At 70.0% G+C, this 17,879-nt stretch carries 15 protein-coding genes; 8 read left to right on the top strand and 7 right to left on the bottom strand.

All coding sequences use genetic code 11. The features are described 5' to 3' along the window. Positions 1-21 precede the first annotated feature (21 nt). From B5557_RS24080 to B5557_RS24065, 4 genes are all read left to right on the top strand, one after another. Positions 22-1,143 carry a S1C family serine protease gene (locus B5557_RS24080; RefSeq protein ID WP_079661409.1) on the top strand — a complete coding sequence of 374 codons (1,122 nt, stop codon included), beginning with the start codon at positions 22-24 and terminating at the stop codon, positions 1,141-1,143. Positions 1,144-1,213: 70 nt separating this feature from the next. After that, entirely contained in the window at positions 1,214-1,456 is a 243-nt protein-coding gene (locus B5557_RS24075) for a hypothetical protein (protein ID WP_079661408.1), read from the top strand. Between the two features lie 118 nt (positions 1,457-1,574). After that, positions 1,575-2,312 (top strand): response regulator transcription factor, encoded by a 738-nt coding sequence (locus tag B5557_RS24070; protein ID WP_079661407.1) that lies wholly within the window; start codon positions 1,575-1,577, stop codon positions 2,310-2,312. Beyond that, entirely contained in the window at positions 2,309-3,760 is a 1,452-nt protein-coding gene (locus B5557_RS24065) for a HAMP domain-containing sensor histidine kinase (RefSeq protein ID WP_079661406.1), read from the top strand. The genes B5557_RS24070 and B5557_RS24065 overlap by 4 nt, the downstream gene beginning before the upstream one ends. On the opposite strand, the gene B5557_RS24060 is transcribed toward B5557_RS24065, so the two are convergent. The 4 genes from B5557_RS24060 to B5557_RS24045 all read right to left on the bottom strand — a co-directional run bounded on the left by B5557_RS24060 (position 3,735) and on the right by B5557_RS24045 (position 5,622). After that, complete coding sequence (locus B5557_RS24060) at positions 3,735-4,094, bottom strand: hypothetical protein (RefSeq protein WP_079661405.1); 360 nt, start codon at positions 4,092-4,094, stop codon at positions 3,735-3,737. The two genes, B5557_RS24065 and B5557_RS24060, sit on opposite strands and share 26 nt — an antisense overlap. Then, positions 4,091-4,441, bottom strand: a complete 351-nt coding sequence (locus B5557_RS24055) for a DUF6247 family protein (RefSeq protein ID WP_079661404.1) — start codon at positions 4,439-4,441, stop codon at positions 4,091-4,093. Before B5557_RS24055 ends, B5557_RS24060 begins: the two co-directional genes overlap by 4 nt. A gap of 136 nt (positions 4,442-4,577) precedes the next feature. After that, the gene (locus B5557_RS24050; RefSeq protein ID WP_079661403.1) at positions 4,578-4,799 is read right to left on the bottom strand and encodes a DUF397 domain-containing protein; all 222 of its coding nucleotides are present in this window, start codon (positions 4,797-4,799) and stop codon (positions 4,578-4,580) included. After that, positions 4,783-5,622 (bottom strand): helix-turn-helix domain-containing protein, encoded by an 840-nt coding sequence (locus tag B5557_RS24045; RefSeq protein WP_079661402.1) that lies wholly within the window; start codon positions 5,620-5,622, stop codon positions 4,783-4,785. Before B5557_RS24045 ends, B5557_RS24050 begins: the two co-directional genes overlap by 17 nt. Positions 5,623-6,053: 431 nt before the next feature. Here B5557_RS24045 and B5557_RS24035 point away from each other — a divergent pair, with 431 nt between their 5' ends. Together B5557_RS24035 and B5557_RS24030 are read left to right on the top strand one after the other, a co-directional pair. After that, entirely contained in the window at positions 6,054-6,335 is a 282-nt protein-coding gene (locus B5557_RS24035; protein WP_079661400.1) for a hypothetical protein, read from the top strand. 72 nt (positions 6,336-6,407) lie between these two features. Then, positions 6,408-8,561 carry a pectinesterase family protein gene (locus B5557_RS24030; RefSeq protein WP_079661399.1) on the top strand — a complete coding sequence of 718 codons (2,154 nt, stop codon included), beginning with the start codon at positions 6,408-6,410 and terminating at the stop codon, positions 8,559-8,561. A gap of 15 nt (positions 8,562-8,576) precedes the next feature. On the opposite strand, the gene B5557_RS24025 is transcribed toward B5557_RS24030, so the two are convergent. Together B5557_RS24025 and B5557_RS24020 are read right to left on the bottom strand one after the other, a co-directional pair. Further along, on the bottom strand, positions 8,577-8,960 hold the full coding sequence (locus B5557_RS24025) for a hypothetical protein (protein ID WP_079661398.1): 384 nt from the start codon (positions 8,958-8,960) through the stop codon (positions 8,577-8,579). Positions 8,961-9,010: 50 nt separating this feature from the next. Further along, on the bottom strand, positions 9,011-12,469 hold the full coding sequence (locus B5557_RS24020) for an ALF repeat-containing protein (protein WP_079661397.1): 3,459 nt from the start codon (positions 12,467-12,469) through the stop codon (positions 9,011-9,013). Positions 12,470-12,929: 460 nt separating this feature from the next. Between B5557_RS24020 and B5557_RS24015 the strand changes: the two genes are divergently transcribed. Beyond that, on the top strand, positions 12,930-13,454 hold the full coding sequence (locus B5557_RS24015; protein ID WP_099936544.1) for a hypothetical protein: 525 nt from the start codon (positions 12,930-12,932) through the stop codon (positions 13,452-13,454). A 30-nt stretch (positions 13,455-13,484) separates the two neighbouring features. Further along, on the top strand, positions 13,485-15,668 hold the full coding sequence (locus B5557_RS24010) for a trypsin-like serine protease (RefSeq protein WP_079661396.1): 2,184 nt from the start codon (positions 13,485-13,487) through the stop codon (positions 15,666-15,668). 258 nt (positions 15,669-15,926) lie between these two features. Here the strand turns inward: B5557_RS24010 and B5557_RS24005 are convergent, their stop codons facing one another. Next, entirely contained in the window at positions 15,927-17,729 is a 1,803-nt protein-coding gene (locus B5557_RS24005; protein WP_079661395.1) for a bifunctional metallophosphatase/5'-nucleotidase, read from the bottom strand. Positions 17,730-17,879: the final 150 nt, after the last annotated feature.

Below are 17,879 nucleotides of genomic sequence, written 5' to 3'. Positions count from 1 at the left end.
TTGGGCGGGAAGCTTCTTTCCATGACCGAGAGCATCCGCCGCAGCGGCGAGTACGAGAACGTCGAGAACCCGTACCAGGCCCCGTACGAGGGCGCCCAGCAGCACGCCTCCTCCATGAGCTCCTCTCCGGTGAACCCGGAGTGGCCGCCTCCGCCGGCTTACCAGCCCGCCGGGGGCGACGGTCACGGCGGTCACGGCGGCTATGGCGGCCATGGCGGAACCGGTCACCGAATGCCGGTCGCCGCCGAACCCGCCCCCCGCAAGAAGCGCACCCGCGGTCCGCTCACGCTGCTCGCCGCCGTGGCGATCGTCGCGGCGGCGATAGGCGGCGGCACGGCCTACGGCATCCAGGAGCTGACCGGCAAGGACCAGGTGGTCTCCTCGTCCACCACCACCAACGTGGTGCCCTCCAGCAAGACGGGTGACGTGGCGACCATCGCGGCGGCGGTCAGCCCGAGCGTCGTCGAGGTCAGCGCCACGCTCAGCAACGGGACGTCCACCGGCTCCGGTGTGATCATCACCAGCGGCGGCGAGGTCGTCACCAACAACCACGTCATCTCGGGCGCGAACTCGATCAAGGTCACGACCAGCGACGGCAAGTCGTACACCGCGCAGGTCGTCGGCACCGACAGCAAGAAGGACCTCGCGCTGATCAAGCTGGAGAACGCCTCCGGCCTGAAGGCGGCGACCCTCGGCAACTCCGACGGCGTCAAGGTCGGCGACACGGTGGTGGCGATCGGCTCCCCCGAGGGCCTGACCGGCACCGTCACCAGCGGCATCATCTCCGCGCTGAGCCGTGATGTGACCGTCTCGACCGACGAGAGCCAGGGCCAGCAGCAGGGCGGCGGGGACGGCAACTGGCCGTTCCAGTTCGGCGGCCGGCAGTTCAACGGCGACACGGGCACGTCCACGACGACGTACAAGGCCCTCCAGACGGACGCCTCCCTCAACCCCGGCAACTCCGGCGGCGCGCTCATCGACGCGGGCGGCAACATCATCGGCATCAACTCCGCGATGTACTCCGCAGCGGCCGACTCGTCCTCCTCCTCCGACGCCGGCAGCGTCGGCCTCGGCTTCGCCATCCCCATCAACACCGTCAAGGCCGACCTCGCCACGCTGCGGGCCGGCGGCTCCGACAGCTGACACCCGGCAGCTGACACCCGGCAGCTGACCAGCTGACATCCGACCAGTGAGACCAGCCAGGGAGTACGTCATGATCCAGCAGATCAAGCAGGTTTCGCACACGGTGACCGGTGTCGGCGCGGCCGACCTCGCCCTGGCCCTCGACGTGGCATTCGGGCTGCACGCCCCGACGGCCCCGAGCCGGGCCCCCGAGGTGGCGGTCCCGCAGCTCACGGTCCCCACAGTCCCGCAGCTGATGGGCCTGCGCACCACGGCCGCCCGCCCGCACCTGCGCAAGGTTCAGCTGAACCGGCTCGCGTCACTGCGCGGCTGATCCCACCCCGACCCGCTCTCCACGCGCCCATCGGGAACCGTGCGAGGCTGAGGACACTCAGGCACGATCAGCAGGTCCAGCCTCCCGTCGTCCCACCGCACCCGAGGAATCCACGCCCATGAGCCCCGCCGAAGGCGACCGTGACACCCAGCGCATCCTGATCGTCGACGACGAGCCGGCGGTGCGCGAAGCACTCCAGCGCAGCCTCGCCTTCGAGGGCTACGACACGGAGGTCGCGGTCGACGGCGCCGACGCCCTGGACAAGGCGACGGCCTACCGCCCCGACCTGGTGGTCCTCGACATCCAGATGCCCCGCATGGACGGCCTCACCGCGGCCCGCCGCATCCGGGGCGCGGGCGACACCACCCCCATCCTGATGCTGACGGCCCGTGACACCGTCGGCGACCGTGTCACGGGACTGGACGCCGGCGCGGACGACTACCTGGTCAAGCCGTTCGAACTGGACGAGCTGTTCGCCCGGGTGCGTGCGTTGCTCCGCCGCAGCTCCTACGCGGCGGCGGCCGGCGCGGTCGCGGCCGAGGAGGACGAGGCCCTCACCTTCGGCGACCTGCGCATGGACCTCGCGACGCGGGAGGTGACGCGGGGCGGGCGCGCGGTCGAACTGACCCGCACGGAGTTCACCCTCCTGGAGATGTTCATGGCACACCCGCGCCAGGTCCTCACCCGGGAGCAGATCCTGAAGGCGGTCTGGGGCTTCGACTTCGAGCCGTCGTCCAACTCGCTGGACGTGTACGTGATGTACCTGCGACGCAAGACCGAGGCAGGCGGTGAGCCGCGTCTCGTGCACACCGTGCGGGGCGTGGGTTACGTCCTGCGACAGGGCGGCGCGGAGTGAACAAGGTCCTACGACGGTTGCGGACCCTTCCCATTCGGGCCCGGCTGTCGATGCTGGTCGCTGCCGCTGTGGCTTTCGCGGTGGCGGCGGTTTCGGTGACGTGCTGGTTCATCGTGCAGGGGAAGCTGTACGACCAGGTGGACGCGCAGCTCGGCAGCGCCAACGCGAGGCTGAACCAAGGCGACGTTGCGGCTCTGCTGGCGGCTTGTCCGAAGACCGCGAGCGGCTCGTCCGACAGCATGCGCCCCAGGGACTACTACGTGCAGGTGGTGAAGTCGGACGGCACTGTCTGCGTGTTCAGCGAATCGGAGGGTGTCGTCAAGGCCACGGCTGAGGACATGAGCGTCGCGGCAAACCCCGTCCCTGGCATGAACACCTTCCACAGCACCACCGACTCCGACGGCAAGGACGTGCGGGTACGGACCACTCCCCTCATGGCAGGGTTCGGACCCGCCACCCAGCTCTACCCCGACTACGCGCTCGTCCTCGGCGTCTCCCTCAAGGAGACCCAGAAGACCCTCAACGACCTCGCCCTCATCCTGCTCCTCGTCTCCGGCATCGGAGTCCTCGGCGCTGGGGCCGCCGGCCTCGCGGTCGCCCGGGCGGGGCTGCGTCCCGTCGACAAGCTCACGGAAGCCGTCGAGCATGTGGCCCGGACGGAGGACCTGGGCATCCGCATCCCCGTCGAGGACGACAGCGACGACGAGGTGGCCCGGCTCTCCCGGTCCTTCAACTCGATGACCGCCTCCCTCGCCAACTCCCGTGAGCTGCAAAAGCAGTTGATCGCGGACGCCGGGCACGAGCTGCGCACGCCCCTCACCTCCCTCCGTACCAACATCGAGCTCCTCACCCGCAGCGAGGAGACGGGCCGTCCGATCCCCGAGGCGGACCGCAAGGCGCTGCTCGCCTCCGTGAAGGCGCAGATGACGGAGCTGGCGGCCCTCATAGGCGACCTGCAGGAACTGTCCCGCTCGGAAGGCCAGCACGGCGAACGCGTGCAGGTGGTCTCGCTGGAGGACACGGTCGAGTCCGCCCTGCGCCGGGCACGGCTCCGCGGCCCGGAGCTCACCATCACCGCCGATCTGCAGCCCTGGTACGTCCGGGCGGAGCCCTCCGCCCTGGAGCGGGCGGTCGTCAACATCCTCGACAACGCCGTGAAGTTCAGCCCCGAGGGCGGCACGATCGAGGTGGAGCTGGGCAGCGGCATCCTGACCGTCCGCGACCACGGCCCCGGCATCTCCACCGAGGAACTCCCCCACGTCTTCGACCGCTTCTGGCGCAGCCCGAGCGCGCGAGCCCTGCCGGGCTCGGGCCTGGGCCTGTCGATCGTCGCGCGGACGGTGCAGCAGGCGGGCGGCGACATCACCCTGTCCCGCGCGGACGGCGGCGGCACGGTGGCTACGGTACGACTGCCGGGGGCTCCTACGCCTCCGCCGGAGGTTCCTTAGGCGGGTCGTCGCCCAGCCAGAAGACCTCTTCGACCACGATCTGTGGATCATCGGTTCGGCGGACGAAGGTGTACTTCAGCCAGCCCTTGCCGTTGTCGAACAAGCAGACGTGGCGACCCTTCGGATCAGTAGACCAAATCGGCATGACCCGCATGCCTTCGGGAAGCCCGGCATCGGCGTCGATTCCTCGAAAATACGGGTCCTTCGCCGTGACCAGTTCGCCACGCGCGGCTAAAACGATCTCACGAACGTGGTCAGGCAGTGCCTCGAAGGCAGCATGAGCATCGAGCCGCCAGTCCATCTGCCAGGGCGGCCCCATGAACCCGTCAGTCACTCTCCGGGCTCCAATTCTCGGACCCGGTAGTAGATCTTGGACGCCTCTTCCAGGAGTGCCCTGGCCTCGGCGACGTCGGTGCACTCGTACGCGGCTCGGTGTTCGAGATCGCGCACGTGCGCGTCCAACTCGGGGTCGCGGGCGATGGCGAACTCGCCCCACCAAAGGGCAATGAACGCGTGCACGGGGGTCACGTTGTATGCGTCAGCGATCGCCCACTTCCAGTGCTCGTCGAAACTCGGGAGGAGCTCGGGAGCATGCTGGGCAATGGCCGCTCGCAGCGCTTTCGGCGTCCGCTCGGGCATGGGCGGGATGACCTGGTCGTTCTCCGTGGCGTGAGCGGTCATGACCGATGCCCTCCTTCGACGCTTCGTGTCTACGACCATAGCCGCCTCGCACTCCGTGGATCAGTCGTTCGTGTCGTGGTCACGAGATCCAGCGTGTTGGCGGCGACGCCTCGAACACCAGGACTTCCGGCATATGTCACCCGAACGTGCGCGGACCGGCCTCTCCCCTGACCCCTGCTACGAACCGGGACCAGGACGGGCCCGAGAAGACCAGCGGGCGGGTCGTCGGGGACTTGCTGTCCCGGACGGGGACTATGCCGGGGAAGCCGTCGGCGACCTCGACGCAGTTGTTGGCTCCCCCGTCGCTGTAAGACGACTTGCGCCACGCCGCGGCGCTGAGATCAGGAGTGTGCGTCATGGTGTCTGTACTCCTCTAGTACGTCCCTGATGAACGCGAGCGAGTCCGACGGGGACAGCGCCAGGTCGCGGAGCCGATCGTAGGACAATCGCTGCCGTAGGACCTCGTCCGGATCCTCGACCAGCAGACCGCTGCTGTTGCCTTCCGTGTAGGCAACAGCACTCCCGTCCTTCTGCCAGAGCAGGGTCAGCGACCCATTCATATGGTGGTGGACACCCGCTGAGAACGGGAGTACCTGCAACGCCACGTTGGGCCACATCGCAGCCGCTTCCAGATGAAGCAGCTGATCGTGCCACGTCTTGCCCCGGGCCGCGGGGCGCCGAAACGCGAACTCATCCATGATGACGCGGACGTCGGGCTCGGGTTTCTGGCGCAGGAGGTACTGCCGTCCGAGCCGTGCCGCCACCTGCTCCTCGACAGCCTCGTCGCCGTCAGGTGTTGTCTGAGCCCCAGACAACACCTCCCGCGCGAAATCCTCGGTCTGCAGAAGCCCAGGCATGCCTGGCGCGAACAGCCGCATGACCCGCGCCGTCGCCTCCAGCTTCATGTAGTCCTTGTACTGGTCCCTAAACGCATCCAGCCGCGCCGCGCGCCAGTGCCGAACCAGCAGGTCACCAGCCCCGAAGTACCCGTCCAGGTCCTCCATGACGGTCACCTTGGACAGTCGCTCACCCGACTCCAGACGGCTCAGATAGCTCTTGTCGTACCCGGTGTCGTCGGCGAGCTGGCCCAGCGATTTGCCCGCCTTCTCCCGAAGGAACTTCAGCGTCCGGCCCAGCACGACCCGCCCCGACTCCCGTTCCCCGTCGACCACTTCGGCCACGTCACCCCTCCCCGTTGCCTGGCGCTCCAGGCAACACCGAACCTCTTCCGCAGAGTACGTCGCACCTGTGACGATCAGGGCACGAACGGTAATCACCGCTCGCCAGGCCAACGCCACGACAGACGACAGAAAACCCCCGCGGCCGACTGCACTCGACCCGGGGGCGTGGCCGACGTACTCAGAAGGACCGCCAGCATGAGGGAACGTATCGCGGGTTTTCGCGAGTCGCTACTGCGCACACTTGCGCGAATCCCGCTGCCCGCCCGGCACCGGAACCCGCACCATGACGTCCAGCCCGAACCACCAAGCCAGGAGCTGCTGCCGACGGCCCCTGCCGACGCCCGGCCCCCACGGATCCCGCACCTCCTCAGCTTCGAAAGGGTCCAAGAGCTCTACGAGCTTGAGAGGCGCAGGGAAGAGGAGGCGTCCGCATGAGCTCCGGCGGCCTCCGTCTCCTGCCCTGGACCAACCTCGACGGCAGACCCTGCTACCTCGACACCGACGACGATCACAGCCGTCTCTCCCTCCTCGCCGACAACGTCGAGGCGGCTCAACTCGCCTCCGCTGAACATGTGTTGGCGGGAGCCGGAGCCGTGCTCGCCGATGCCAAGGCGGGCGAGCGAGCGGTGCGCTTCGCGCTCACCAGGGCCACGGAGTCGCTGGGAGACGTACTCCGCATCGCCGTCAGCCGGGGCGGACGGATGAACTCCTGAACAACGGCAACCTTTCCGTACGGCGTGGCGACTCACGGGCAGTCAAACCCCCCGCATGGAAAGGTTCGCCGCATGAGCGACCACCGCCGCAAGTCGCCCGAGCCGCCCGAGCCGCCCGAGTCATCCAAGTCGTCCGAGTCGTCCGCCAAGCCTCGTCACCGCAGAAGCAGGCGGGCGCTGGCCGTCGGCGTTCCCCTCGCTCTCACCGCCGCCGGCACCCTCGCCTACGGCACGGACCTCGGGCTGTTAGGCGCGGGCGGGCAGGCGAACGCCTCGGCCGCGACCGCCGCCGCGCCCACCTGGGCCACCGCCGTCGCCGACGGCTTCGCCTCCGTCAACGCGCTCGGCCAGAACGGCACCTACGGCGGCCGGGACGGCGAGACCGTCACCGTGAAGACCCTCGCCGATCTCGAGAAGTACGCGACCGCCAGTGAGCCGTACGTCATCGTCGTGGCGGCCACGATCAACATGAACCCGGTCGGGAAAGAGATCAAGGTCCAGTCGAACAAGACGATCGTGGGGTCCGGGACGTCCGGGCAGATCGTCGGCGGCGGCTTCTTCCTCGGGCAGGGCGTTCACAACGTCATCATCCGGAACCTGACGATCCGGGACGCGTACCAGGGTGTCTGGAACGACAAGGAACACGACTTCGACGGCATCCAGATGGACGGCGCGCACCATGTGTGGATCGATCACAACGACATCCGGCACATGGCCGACGGGCTCATCGACAGCCGCAAGGACACGACCTACCTGACCGTCTCCTGGAACAAGCTGAGCCAGGAGAACAAGGCGTTCGGCATCGGCTGGACCGACAACGTCACCGCCGACATCACGATCCACCACAACTGGATCCGCGAGACCGAGCAGCGCAATCCCTCCACGGACAACGTGGCCCACGCGCACCTGTACAACAACTTCCTGGAGGACGTGGCGGGGACGGACATCAAGTCGTCCTACGGCAACTACTCGCGCGGCAGGACCAACATGGTCCTGGAGAACTCCTACTTCCAGGGCATGACCAACCCCGTCGTCCGGGACGCCACCGCCACCCTCGTCGAGCGCGGCAACGTGTTCTCCGGGACCAGTGGGAAGAACGAGAGCGGCGGCAGCGGCGCGGTCTGGGACCCGAAGACGTACTACGGCTACTCCCTCGACAAGGCGGCGGACGTGCCCGCCCTCCTCAAGTCGGGGGCCGGGCCGCGCAGTTCGATCGGCACGACGACCGCCACCACGACGACCACGACGACCACGCCGAAGGCCGCCGCGGCCACCACGCTCACGGTCGCCAAGGACGGCAGCGGGCAGTACTCGACCGTGCAGGCCGCCGTGAACGCCGTACCGGCGAACAACCCCTCGCGCGTGGTGATCGCCGTCAAGCCGGGAACGTACCGCGAACTGGTCAAGGTCCCGGCGAACAAGCCGCACGTCACCATCCAGGGCACCGGCGGCAGCCGCAAGGACACCACGATCGTCTACAACAACGCGTCCGGTACGCCCAAGCCCGACGGCTCCGGCACGTACGGCACCGGCGGCAGCGCCACCGTCGCCGTCGACGCGGACGACTTCCAGGCCCGCAACCTGACCATCTCCAACGACTTCGACGAGGCCGCCCACCAGGACATCGCCCAGCAGGCGGTGGCCCTGCGCACCTCCGCCGACAAGGTGTTCCTCGACTCCGTCATCGTCAGCGGCGACCAGGACACCCTGCTGGTGGACACCGCGTCCAAGGACAGGCTGGGCCGTGTCTACATCACCAACTCCTACGTCGTCGGCAACACCGACTTCATCTTCGGCCGCGCCACCGCGGTGATCGACAAGTCCGTCATCACCCTGAAGAAGCGCTGGAACGGCACCTCGGCCGGCTATGTCACGGCCCCCAGCACGGCCGCGAACCGCAAGGGCATCCTGATCGCCAACTCCACGGTGAACGGTGACGTGTCCGACCGCAGCTTCTACCTCGGCCGCAACTGGCACGCGGGCGGCGACGCGAGCCTCGACCCACAGGCCACCGTCCGCAACACCTCCCTCAGCGCCGCGATCAAGACCACCCCGTGGTCCGACATGGGCGGCTTCTCCTGGAAGGACGACCGGTTCGCCGAGTACAAGAACACCGGTGCGGGCGCGGGCGCGGCGAGCTCCGACCGCCCCCAGCTGACCGACTCCCAGGCCACCGGCCAGGAGGTCGGTGACTGGCTGGGCGACTGGACGCCCAGCGCGTCCTGAAGCGATCGGCGCCGCCTACACGCCCGCCGCGTAGACGGCGCCGATGACGATCAGCATGATCGTCATCGAGGTCATGATCCATGCCATCGCGCCCGTGCTGGCCTTCGTCGTCGGGTCCTCGACCCACCGGTAGTAGTCCCGGGTGATCGTGCCGCGCACGGGAGCCAGCATCAGCGGGAACATGACCATGACCGCCGCGTAGAGATAGAGGGTCGCGGGCAGCGCGTCGTGCTGGGCCAGGCCTCGTGCGCCCAGACCGACGATGCCGATGGCCGGCATCCAGAACTGCTTCTTCTTGTATTTCGGAATCTGGATGATCCACTGCATCGCGGCGAGGTTGACGATCGTCGCCCCCGCCGCGATGAGGATCCAGACGCTGGTGGACAGCGACAGGAACATGGGTGGTCCTAGAAAGATGGCCCTGGAAGAGGAGCCCTTGAACAGAGGTCCTAGAAGAGTGAGTCCCAGCCGTCGGAGATGGCGTCTCCGACGTCCGACACGGCGTTACCCGCCGAATCCCACGCCGTCGTGGCATAGGTGACGGCCGGGCCCACCATCTCATGGCCGATCCGGCTGGCCGTCACCAGACCGCTCTTCAGGCCCTGGGCACCCCACTCGATGGCACCGGACATGCCCGGCACCTTGATCTTGCCGAGGACGAAGCCGCCGGTGAGGGCGCCGACCGCGAGACCCGCGACGGAGCCGTAGAACGCGTCGGACGTCCAGCCGTCGGTGAAACCGGTGATGACGGCCGAGCCGATGCCGGTGACCCACGAGATGGTGCCCGCGACCCCGGCGATCGCCTCACCGGCGGGCGGCGGGATGAGCAGACTGAACGCGGCGACGGTGCCGGAGACGGCGCTGATGGCGTTCAGCGCCTGCGCGACGTTGCGCCAGTCGTCCTTGCTGCCCCAGCCCTCGGGGTTGTCGACCTTGTCGTTGCCGTTGTTGTCGGCGGGGTCGACGCCGTTCTGCTTGTTCTGCTTCGCCGCCTCCGCCGCCTTGCGCGCGGCCTCGGCGAGCTCCTGCTGACGCTTGGCGACCGCCGTCGCGCGGGCCTCGGTGGCGGCCTTGGCGGCGGCCGCGGCGTCCTTGCCGGCCGCGTCGGCGGAGGCGCGGGCCGCGTTCGCCGACGCCTGCGCCTGGCTCGCGGACGCGACGGCGGCAGCGGCGGAGGCCACGGCCTGGTTCGCCGAGTAGTTCGCCTGCCGTGCCGCGGTGCGCGCGGACGCGGCGGCGGTCTTCGCCTTGTCCGCGGACGCCTGCGCGTCCTTCGCGGACTGCTCGGCGTCGGTCGCGTTGGCGTCGGCCTGCGTGGCGTAGATGCCGGCCTGCTTGGAGGACGCCTTCGCCTTGTCCGCCCACTTCGCCGCCTCGTCCGACGCCTTGCGCGCCTCGGCCGCGGCCTTGGACGCCTCGTAGGCGTCCTTCTGCGCGTCCTGGGCGATCTTCGCGGCGCGGGCGATGGAGGCCCGGATGGCCGCGACGTGTGTGGCGGAGTCGTAGTCGAGCTGCGCCGTACGGTGGCACACGGTGGTGACGAAGTCGCGGCGCATCCACGTCGGGCCCTCGAGGGCCACCTGGGCGGCGGCCTTGGTGTAGGGGCCGGCCGTGTTGAGGATGGTGAAGACGGCGACTTGGTCGTCCTGCTTGATGTTGTCGGCGTACGTGGTGAAGAAGCCGTGCAGGGCCTGGGGCGAGCCGTCGTTCAGCGCGGCCTGCGCCGCCGCCGAGACCGCCTTGCCGGGGTTGCCGTTGAGGATCTTCAGGAGGGCGACGCGGTTGTCCTCCGCGGCGGCCGCCTTGATCCCGGTGGTCAGGAAGGCGCCCACGGCGCCCGCGTCGGTGGCGGCCAGTGCCGCCTGGGCGGCGTTCGCGACGAGCTCGGTGGACACCTTCGCCACGGCCAGGACCACTTCACGGTCGTCCTGGTTCTGCGCGATCTGCCGGTCGGCGGCGACCCAGGCCAGGACGTCCTCGTCGGCGCCGGCGAGGGCGTGCTCGGCGGCGTCCCGGGTCCAGGTGCCGATCGTGGTGGAGATCAGGTTCATCGCGGCCTGGCGGCCGACGGAGACGGCCTGCGCGGTGTCCCCGGCGGCGTAGGCCTTCTCGGCCTTGGCGATGAGGTCCTTGGTCGCGGTGTCCAGGGCGTCGGACTGGGTGGTGGCCTTGCCGGCCTTCTCCCGGTCCTCCGCCTCCGCGCGGGCCATCTCCCGGGCCTCGATGAGGGACTGCTCGGTGTCCTCGGCCAGCTTCTGCGCCTCGGAGTCGCGGGCGGCCTTCTCGACGGCCTCGGCGTCCTGGACGGCCTTCACCGCGGCCTCGGCGGCCGTGACCGACTCCTTCGCCCACTTGGTGGCCGTCGCGGCGAACTCGGCCGCCTTGACGGCGCCGTCCGCCGCGGCCTTGGCCGCCTTCGCCGCGTTCTCGGCGTGGGTGGCCGCGGAGTTGGCCGCGTCGCGGGCGGCGGCGGCAGCCTGCGCGGCAGTGTTGGCCAACGACTGCGCGGTGTTCGCGGCGCGGGTGGCGCGGGCCGCCTGCGCGTCGGCCTCGGCGGCGGCGGCCTTGGCCTCGGCGGCCTCGGACTGGGCGGCACCCGACGCCGCGGCGGCGGTGGCGGCGGCCTGGGCCGCGGCGGCGGAGTTGCGGGCCGCGCCGGCGGCGGCCGAACCGGCCGCCGCCGCCTGGTTGGAGGCGGTCGCCGCCGCGTCGGCGGCCTTGGCTGCCGTACGGGCCTGGGACGCGGCCTTGTTCGCGCCGTCGGCGGCCAGGCGGGCGGCCTTGGCCTTGGTCGCGTCGTTCGCCGCGGCGATGGCGGCGGAGTAGGCGGTGGACGCGGCCCGTCCGGCGGTCGCCGCGGCCTGGGCGGCCGCGGTGGCGGCGTACGAGGCTCGGCGGGCGGCGGAGTGCGCGGCGGCCGAGGCCTGGATGGCGGTGCGGGACGCGGCGGCGGCGCCCTGCGCGGCGGACGCGGCCTTGCGGGCCGCCTTGCCGGACTTGGCGACGTCGTCGCGGGCCGCGGCGGCCTCGGCGGCAGCCTGCTGGGCTGCCTCCTTCGCCTTGTCGGCGGCCTCCTTGGCCTTGGCGGAGGCGGCGACGGCCCGGTCGGAGGTGAGCTGGGCCCGCTTGCCTTCGCGTTCCACGATCGCCACCAGTTGTTCGATGGTGGCGGTCTCCTGGTCCCGGGCCCGCGCGATGTACTGGCCGGTGTTCAGGAACCAGTGGATCGCGGAGGGGCTGCCGTCGTCCAGGGCGCGCTCGGCGTACTTCTTCACCTCCGGGGAGGCGGTGGCGAGGACCTTGAAGACCTCGGCCCGCTCGTCCTCCCGGCGGGCGGTGATCTGAGTGTTCAGCAGGAAGTCGGTCAGGGCGTCGCCGGTGCCGGTGTCGAGGGCCTTCTGCGCCTCGCGCTTCACGCCTGTACCACCGCTGTTCAGGATGGTCAGGGTGGTGACGCGGAGGTCTTCCAGCTCGGCGGACTTGAAGCCTTCGGTCAGGAAGGCGGCGATGGCGTCGTCGCCGGCCGTGAGTGCGGCGGCGGCGTCGCGGGCGGTGCCCTTGCCGGTGGCGGGCAGCGCCTTGAGGAGGGCGAAACGGTTGTCCTCGGCGGTGGCGCTCGCCAGACCCGTGCTCAGGAAGCTCTCGATGTCGGCGGCGGAGCCGGTCAGTGCCTGGGTCGCCGCGCTCTTGACGGACCGTCCGCCGATCTTCCACGCGGTGACGACCTTCGCGCGGGCGGTGTCCGGGAGTTGAGGGAGCCTCGGCAGGTCCGTGGAGCCTGCGGAGGCGGAGGCGGTGGCGGCGGCGGCCAGGGCCCGGGAGGGTGCCGCGAGCGAGACCGCGGTGGCCGCGGTGGCGGCGCCGGCGACGGTGAGCAGACGGCGCCTGCTCCAGTACGTGGTGTCCAAGAATCCCCCATGGATATGCACCCGGTGGCGGTGGCGCCCTGGTCGTGGGTGGGCCGCCGGGTGTCGTCGGCTGAACCTGTGCGGGTCCATGCCGGTGCGGAACGGGCTGGTCGGGCCCCGACGCACGCGGCGGCTGCTGCCGCACCTGTCAACAGATGGTGTCGTTGCAGGGGTGAACTTATGGGATCCGTGTGTAAATTGACCAGTGCTCAGTTACACGGGGGAGCAATGAGAAAGACCACACGACCCGTCTGTCCGGATTCCTCCGGGATCCATCGGTCAAATCAGTGGCAGTCAACTCGCACACCTGTTTGAATGCACCGTCCTCTGCGACCACCTGACCCGCGGTCGCGCGCCGGATGCCCTTTCGGCATGCCTCAGGCGGCGCACGGACTCAACTCGCCCTTCCCTAAAGGAAACGCAAAGGGCACGCAAGGAAACTCCAATCAGGGGGACAACCATGAAACTCGCACGGCGGATCATCGCCACCGGTGCGGTCGCCGCGGCCTGCGCCGGCGCGGTCGCCTTCGCGTCGGCCCACGGCGCCTCCCACCACACCTCCGCCGACCACTCCGCCGCCCGCGCGGCCACGGTCGTCGACGGCGCACCCGGCTACCTGGCCGAGGACTTCAACTACCCGGGCGCCGACGCCATCAAGGCGCAGAAGGGCATCACCCTCAAGCGCGGCGACGGCCACATCACGCTCGCCGACTGCGCCTCCGGCACCGGTCTGATGGAGGTGTACTCCCGCAAGACCGAGAAGGTCTGCTTCCGCGCCACCGGCCCCTCCGGCTACCTCAGCCTCGAAATCCCCTCCGTCTACGGCGTGAAGGGCGAGGCCGACCACGAGGCGGCCGTGCAGCTCACCACCGACGGCGCCTCGCAGAGCATCGACGTCGGCAAGGGCGAGTGGAAGGCGGCCGGCGAGGCCGCCGACCCGGACGGACGCGCCTTCGTCCTGGTCGAGATACGCACGAGCAAGTAACGCCACAACGGGGAAGACGACCACACCACCATGACCACAACCGGCAAGCGATCCACCGCGCTCGCAGCCCTCGTGACCGTCGCCGTCATCGGCGCACCCGCCCTCTCCGCGCATGCCGTGTCCGGCAAGCCCGAGACCGACACCAGCCACGCCTACACCGCCCGCCTCGACATCGGCGGCGGCGCCAAGGCCTGTTCCGCGGCCCTGATCGCCCCCCAGTGGCTCGCCACCTCCGCGTCCTGCTTCGCCGACAACCCGGCCGCGTCCGTCAAGGTCCCCGCCGGAGCGCCGAAGCTGAAGACCACGGCGACCATCGGACGCACCGACCTGACCACCACCGCCGGCGCCGTCCGCGAAGTGGTGCAGCTCGTCCCGCGCGACGACCGCGACCTGGTCCTGGCCCGGCTGTCCGCGCCCGTCGCCGGCATCGCCCTGCCCGGCCTCGCCACCGCCGCCCCCGCCAAGGACTCCGCCGTGTCGGTCACCGGCTACGGACGCACCAAGGACGAGTGGGCGCCGCTGAAACTCCACGGCGAGAGCTTCCAGGTCGACCAGGTCAACACCACCGACCTCGCCGTCCACGGCGCCTCCGGCGCGGCGATCTGCGCCGGTGACTCGGGCGCGCCCGTGTTCACCTCCGCCGGCCTGCTCGGCGTCGCCTCCCGCTCCGACCAGGGCGGCTGCTTCGGCACCGACCCCGCGCAGACCTCCACGGCCGGTGTCGTCACCCGCACCGACGACATCGCCGCCTGGGTCAGGTCCACCACCGAATCAGCCCCGTTCGCCGACTTCAACGGCGACGGCGTCGAGGACACCGCCGTCGGCGACCCCAAGGCCACCATCGGCGGCGACGCCGAGGCCGGTGCCGTCCACGTCGTCTACGGCGGCGGCAAGGGCACCGCCGAGCTGGACCAGGGCCAGGACGTCGTGCCCGGCGACGCGGAGGCCGGCGACCGCTTCGGCTACGCCCTGGCCACCGTCGACTACAACAAGGACGGCTACACCGACCTCGCCGTCTCCAGCCCCTACGAGGACGCCGGGTCCATCGCCGACGTCGGCATGGTCTCCGTCATCTACGGCTCCCCGGCCGGCCTGGGCAAGGGGCGCGCCTCCGACAACTACGCCCAGGGCGAGGGCAACGGCGCCCTGAAGGAAGCCGGCAAGGAGAAGGGCGACCTGCTCGGCTTCTCCCTCGCCGCCGGAATCACCCGCGACGACGAGCCGTTCATCGTGATCGGCGACCCGGGCGAGGACGTCGGCGACAAGGCCGACGCGGGCTCCGTGGTGTACGTGCACGGCAACACCAACGTCTGGCTCTCGCAGAACGCCGGCCTGCCCGGCTCCCCGGAGGCCGGCGACAGAGTGGGCACCTCCGTCGCGGCGGACATGACCAACATCGTGATCGGCGAGCCGGGCGAGGACATCGGCGACAAGGCCGACGCGGGCGGCGTCGCCGTCCTGACCCACAACCTGGGCCCGAACGGCAAGCCGATCGTGCGCGCGGGCCTGGACCAGAACTCGGACAAGATCTCCGGAGGCGCGGAGAAGGGCGACGAGATGGGCAAGTCCGTCGCCATCATCCCCAAGGGCACGAACGACGATTCGCTCATCGTCGTGGGCGCCCCGGGCGAGTCGATCGTCCCGTCCGGCAGCACCACGAACGTGGCGAACGCCGGCAGCGTCTTCGTCATCGACTTCCCCGCCAAAAGCGACTGGTCGCAGCAGGCGGTGATCAACCAGGACCAGCCGAACGTCGTCGGCGGCGTCGAGACCGGCGACCGGTTCGGCGAGACCCTCGCCGCCGTCAACCTCGCCCCCGGCAAGGCCACGCCGGGCTGGGCCGACCTGCAGCTCGCGGTGGGCGTTCCGGGCGAGTCCCAGGGCTCGGTGGCCGGCGCGGGCTCCGTGCAGACCTTCTCCCTGGTGGGCGCGCCGGGCAACCACAACGACGTCCTGTACGCCGGATACAACAAGGTGCCGGGCACGCCGGGCGCGGGCCAGCACCTGGGCCAGTACCTCGCGGTGTCCCCGACGCACGTCTCCATCGGCATGCCGAACGGCCCGCAGGCCGGCGGCGCGGTCTACCAGGTGCCGTGGAACAACGTGACCTCGCACGCGAGCAGCGCCGACGCGGACGAGAACGTCACGGTGCTCCGGCCGGGCACGGGCGGCATCCCGGCGGGCGGCAAGGCGTTCGGCTGGGTCATCCAGTGACCTGCTGAGGACCCGCTGCGGACCCGCTGCGGACCCGCTGCGGACCCGCTGCGGACCTGCTGAACCGCACGGCAGACAGCCGTACGTCCTCCCCTCTCCCCGTTCACGCGCGTGTGCCGTGTGGGCGGGGAGATGTGCGTTCACCGCCCGCGCGGCACCAGCGGTGTCGTCCGTCGGCGCAGGGGGTGGACGATCTGGCGCGCCGAAAGGCGGCCCCGTCGGTGACGGGACCGCCTCATGCATCGGTGTGGCCGTGGGCTACTGAACGATCGTGATCCGGTTCGGGACCGGCGGGGCGATCGGGGCCGTGGCCGAGGAGCTCGCCGTGAGGTACTGCTGCAGGGCCGTCAGGTCGTCGGTGCCGACGAGGTCGTTGGTCCCCTGACCCAGGGTGGTGAAGCCGTCGCCGCCGCCCGCGAGGAAGCTGTTCGTCGAGACGCGGTAGGTCGCGGCCGGGTCGATCGCCGCGCCGTTCAGCCGGATGGAGTCCGTGACGACGCGGTCGGCGCCGCTCTTCGTCAGATCCAGCGTGTACGTCAGGTTGGCGGACGGCTGCAGGATCTTCGGCGCGCTCGCGTTCGTGCCGCTCACCTGCTCCTTGAGCACCTGGATCAGCTGGGCGCCGGTGAAGTTCTGCAGGTTCACCGTGTTGGAGAACGGCTGCACGGTGAAGCCCTCGGCGTAGGTGACCACGCCGTCGCCCTCACTGCCCTTGGCCGCGTAGGTGAGGCCCGCCCGGACGCCTCCCGGGTTCATCAGCGCGAGGTCCGTCTCCGGGTCGAGCCCACGGCCGTACCAGAGCTGGGCGTCCGCGATCAGGTCGCCCATCGGGGACTCGGTGCCCGTGTTGGGAACGTCCGCCGATATGTAGCCGATCGCGCGGTTGCCGACCGGCGCCGCCAGCGTGTTCCACTTGCTGATCAGCTCGGTCATGTCGGGCGCCTTGGCGACGGTCCGGGTGACCACGTGGTTCGCCGACTTGACCGCCGTGCGGGCGATGTCGCCGGTGAAACGGTCGTACGTCAGCGTGGTGTCCGTGTACAGACGGCCGAAGGACGCGGCCGAGGTCACCGTGCGCGGCTTGCCGGACGGGTCCGGGATCGTGCAGGCGTACGCAGCGTGCGTGTGACCCGTCACCAGCGCGTCCACCGCCGGCGTGATGTTCTTCGCGATGTCGACGATCGGGCCGGAGATGCCGGCGCCCGCGCCCGGGGAGTCGCAGTTGTAGTTGTACGCGCCCGAGGCCGGGAGGCCGCCCTCGTGGATGAGCGCCACGATCGACTTCACGCCCTGCCTCTGCAGCACCTTGGCGTACTTGTTGATCGTCTCGACCTCGTCCTTGAACTTCAGGCCCTTGACGCCCTCGGCGGAGACGACACCGGGAGTGTCCTCCAGCGTCACACCGATGAAGCCGATCTTGACGTCCTTCTTCTTCCAGACGTAGTACGGCTTCAGGATCGGCTTGTTCGTCTTCTCGTCCAGGACGTTCGCCGCCAGGTACGGGAAGTCGGCACCCTGGAACTTCTTGTCGGTGTAGCAGCCGGCCGTCGGGTGGCAACCGCCGTTCTGCAGGCGGGCCAGCTCCTTGGCCCCCTCGTCGAACTCGTGGTTGCCGACGCTCGTGACATCCAGGTCGAGCTTGTTCAGCGCCTCGATCGTGGGCTCGTCGTGGAACAGGCCCGAGATCAGCGGGGACGCGCCGACCATGTCACCGCCGGCCGCGGTGATCGAGTACGCGTTGCCCTTGCGCGCCTCGCGCAGATGGGTCGCGAGGTACTCGACACCACCCGCGTCGATCGTCTTCGTCGTGCCGTCCGCCTGCAGTTCGGTGACCCGGCCGGAGGAACCCGACGGGGGCTCCAGGTTGCCGTGCAGGTCGTTGAAGGACAGCAGCTGCACGTCCTGGTAGCGGCTCGGCAGCGGCTTGCCGTGCCTGCCGTCGTGGGCGTCCGCCGGGAGGGCGGCGGCCAGGGCGCCGACGGTGGCGAGCGTGGCAGCGGTCGCGAGCAGACGGTACGTACGACGTCTGCGGCCGGGGTTCGGCTGGGATGTGGCTGGCATGCGCCCCCCTGTGGATCGACTGAGGTAAGTGGCAGGTAAGTGGCCCCGTTCGGGCGCAGCCTAGAGTCAACGCGCGTAGCGCGACAGGGGGTTCAGGGTTACATCCTGGTTTCCCTTTGCCCTCTCCTTTACCCTCTCCCGTGCGCCCAC

It is taken from the genome of Streptomyces sp. 3214.6, from assembly GCF_900129855.1.
Lineage (GTDB): Bacteria > Actinomycetota > Actinomycetes > Streptomycetales > Streptomycetaceae > Streptomyces > Streptomyces soliscabiei.
This window is presented reverse-complemented; position numbering and strand designations above follow the sequence as displayed.

Bases quoted from the DNA above. Each gene is read 5' to 3' on its own strand.
- B5557_RS24050 (WP_079661403.1), bottom strand. From the start codon at position 4,799: ATGACGCACACTCCTGATCTCAGCGCCGCGGCGTGGCGCAAGTCGTCT.
- B5557_RS24030 (WP_079661399.1), top strand. From the start codon at position 6,408: ATGAGCGACCACCGCCGCAAGTCGCCCGAGCCGCCCGAGCCGCCCGAG.
- B5557_RS24005 (WP_079661395.1), bottom strand. From the start codon at position 17,729: ATGCCAGCCACATCCCAGCCGAACCCCGGCCGCAGACGTCGTACGTAC.
- B5557_RS24035 (WP_079661400.1), top strand. From the start codon at position 6,054: ATGAGCTCCGGCGGCCTCCGTCTCCTGCCCTGGACCAACCTCGACGGC.
- B5557_RS24025 (WP_079661398.1), bottom strand. From the start codon at position 8,960: ATGTTCCTGTCGCTGTCCACCAGCGTCTGGATCCTCATCGCGGCGGGG.
- B5557_RS24080 (WP_079661409.1), top strand. From the start codon at position 22: ATGACCGAGAGCATCCGCCGCAGCGGCGAGTACGAGAACGTCGAGAAC.
- B5557_RS24070 (WP_079661407.1), top strand. From the start codon at position 1,575: ATGAGCCCCGCCGAAGGCGACCGTGACACCCAGCGCATCCTGATCGTC.
- B5557_RS24055 (WP_079661404.1), bottom strand. From the start codon at position 4,441: ATGACCGCTCACGCCACGGAGAACGACCAGGTCATCCCGCCCATGCCC.
- B5557_RS24015 (WP_099936544.1), top strand. From the start codon at position 12,930: ATGAAACTCGCACGGCGGATCATCGCCACCGGTGCGGTCGCCGCGGCC.
- B5557_RS24010 (WP_079661396.1), top strand. From the start codon at position 13,485: ATGACCACAACCGGCAAGCGATCCACCGCGCTCGCAGCCCTCGTGACC.
- B5557_RS24075 (WP_079661408.1), top strand. From the start codon at position 1,214: ATGATCCAGCAGATCAAGCAGGTTTCGCACACGGTGACCGGTGTCGGC.